The sequence below is a fragment of the Sphingorhabdus sp. genome (assembly GCF_044354325.1).
Classification (GTDB): Bacteria; Pseudomonadota; Alphaproteobacteria; order Sphingomonadales; family Sphingomonadaceae; genus Sphingorhabdus_B.
Window position 1 is genome coordinate 1 of sequence record NZ_JBILAF010000171.1, and the last position, 2,512, is coordinate 2,512.

Sequence of the window (2,512 nt, forward strand, 5' to 3'; positions counted from 1 at the left end):
CCTTTTCCAAACCGCATCCTGCCCTCGTCGCCTTCATCACTGCAGGTGACGGTGACACCGCAGCCAATCTCGATGCACTCGTCGCGGGTGGCGCGGATGTCATTGAACTTGGCATGCCGTTCACCGACCCGATGGCCGATGGCCCAGCCATTCAGGAAGCAAACATCCGCAGCCTGAACGCTGGCACCACGACAGCGGATATCTTCGCCCTCGCCTCAGCCTTCCGCAAACGCCACCCCGACACACCTTTGGTGCTGATGGGTTATGCCAACCCGATGACGATCCGTGGCGGCGATTGGTTCGCGTCCGAATGCAACAAAGCCGGCGTTGATGGCGTCATCTGCGTTGACATTCCGCCCGAGGAAGACCCTGAGCTTGGCCCTGCCTTGCGCAGCGCGGGCATTGACCTCATTCGTCTTGCAACGCCCACCACAGACACCGCCCGCTTGCCCGCCGTCCTGAATGGCGCATCTGGCTTCCTATATTATGTGTCGGTCGCGGGTATCACCGGCCTGCAAGTCGCGGCGCAGACCAGCATTGATGAGGCTGTGGCGCGGCTAAAGGCCCATACCGATCTGCCCATTGCGGTTGGCTTTGGCGTCCGCACACCTGAACAAGCCGCCAAAATTGCACGCGTTGCCGATGGCGTTGTTGTTGGTTCCGCAATCGTCGAACTCGTCGCCACACATGGCGTCAACGCCGCTGGTCCCGTCCGCGATTATGTGGCATCCCTTAAGCACGCAATCGTCACAGCCAGAAAGGCCTCCGCATGAACTGGGTCACTCGCGTTCGTAACGCCATTCCCTTCATCGCCAAGCGCGAAACGGCCGAAACACTCTGGCACAAGTGCAAGGGGTGTCAGGCGATGATCTTCCTCAAGGAGTTTGAGGAAAACCAGTCTGTCTGTCCAAAATGTGACCATCACGGCCGTATTGGCCCCGCCGAACGCTTTGCTGCTTTGTTCGATGACGACAGCTATGACGTGCTTAAGCCGCCCGTTGTCGGCGAAGACCCGTTGAAGTTCAAAGATACAAAGAAATATATCGACCGCATCAAAGCCGCCCGCCTCGCAACGGGTGAGCAAGACGCGATGATGAGCGCGCTCGGTAAAGTCGACGGCCAAGATGTTGTTGTCAGTGTTCAGGATTTTGCCTTCATGGGCGGATCCATGGGCATGGCGGTTGGTGAGGCATTCATTGACGCTGTAAAGGCCGCGATCCGCGCGAAATGCCCCTACATCATCTTCACAGCCGCAGGCGGCGCACGCATGCAAGAGGGCATATTGAGCCTGATGCAGATGCCGCGTTCAACCGTTGCCATTCAGATGCTGCATGATGCGGGACTGCCCTACATCGTTGTACTGACAGACCCCACCACCGGCGGCGTTACTGCGTCTTACGCGATGCTGGGCGATGTCCAGATTGCCGAACCCGGCGCGCTCATCGGTTTTGCCGGACAGCGGGTAATCGAGCAGACAATTCGCGAGAAACTGCCCGAAGGATTCCAGCGCGCCGAATATCTGTTGGAACATGGCATGATCGACATGGTCACCCACCGCCACGACCTGCGCGGCGTATTGTCGCAGCTCGTCGGGTACCTCGCGCCCGAGAAGAAGGCGGCATAAGTAAACGACAACCAATCTATATTGTCATTCCCGCATGCCTGACCACGCCATTTCCACTGACCCTGCTGTTCAGGCGCAATTGGACCGGCTGACCATGTTGTCGCCCGGAAAGGATGTCTTGGGGCTGACGCGCATTGCGGCATTGCTGGAACGCCTCGGCAATCCGCACCTCAATCTTCCGCCCGTGTTCCATGTATCTGGCACCAACGGCAAAGGATCGACCTGCGCGTTTTTGCGCGGAGCGATTGAGGCGGCGGGTATGACGACGCATGTCTATTCGAGCCCGCATCTGGTGCGTTTCAATGAGCGGATCCGCGTTGCGGGCAAGCTGATCGATGACGTGAGCTTATCCGCGCTGCTTTCGGAGGTTTTGGACCATGCCGAGGGGCTGGAAGCGAGCTTCTTTGAAGTCACCACCGCAGTCGCCTTTTGCGCCTTTGCGCGGACGCCAGCCGATGCCTGCATCGTCGAAGTCGGCCTTGGTGGCCGGTTGGATGCGACCAATGTGCTCACCCAGCCCGTGGCGTGCGCAATTGCATCCTTGGGATTGGATCATGAGGGCTTCTTGTTGGCGGCGGAGGACGGTGTTCCCGATATGCCGCCGCTTGACCGCATCGCCTTTGAAAAGGTGGGAATTGCAAAGCCGGGGTCGCCTCTGCTCACGCAAAAATATACAGCATCGATGGCCAACACCGTTTCCGCGCAAGCCACTTTGCACAACGCACCGTTGCGCGCGCGCGGCGAAAGTTGGGATGCGGCGGTATATGATGGCCGCCTGCATTACCGCGACGCCACCGGAAAGCTCAACCTGCCCCTTCCCCGCATGACAGGCGCACATCAGGCCGACAATGCGGCTTTGGCCATTGCAATGCTGCGCCATCAAACGGC

3 protein-coding genes are annotated in these 2,512 nt (G+C 59.2%); all 3 read left to right on the top strand.

Annotated elements, in window-relative coordinates:
• The coding region (gene trpA, locus ACIQ0G_RS10905) for a tryptophan synthase subunit alpha (RefSeq protein ID WP_397577924.1) at nt 1-773 on the top strand (773 nt) is incomplete at its 5' end.
• Nucleotides 770-1,624: an acetyl-CoA carboxylase, carboxyltransferase subunit beta gene (gene accD, locus ACIQ0G_RS10910; RefSeq protein WP_333570363.1), complete on the top strand. Its 855-nt coding sequence runs from the start codon at nt 770-772 to the stop codon at nt 1,622-1,624. The genes trpA and accD, both read left to right, overlap by 4 nt.
• Nucleotides 1,625-1,658: 34 nt before the next feature.
• The coding region (locus tag ACIQ0G_RS10915) for a bifunctional folylpolyglutamate synthase/dihydrofolate synthase (RefSeq protein WP_397577925.1) at nt 1,659-2,512 on the top strand (854 nt) is incomplete at its 3' end.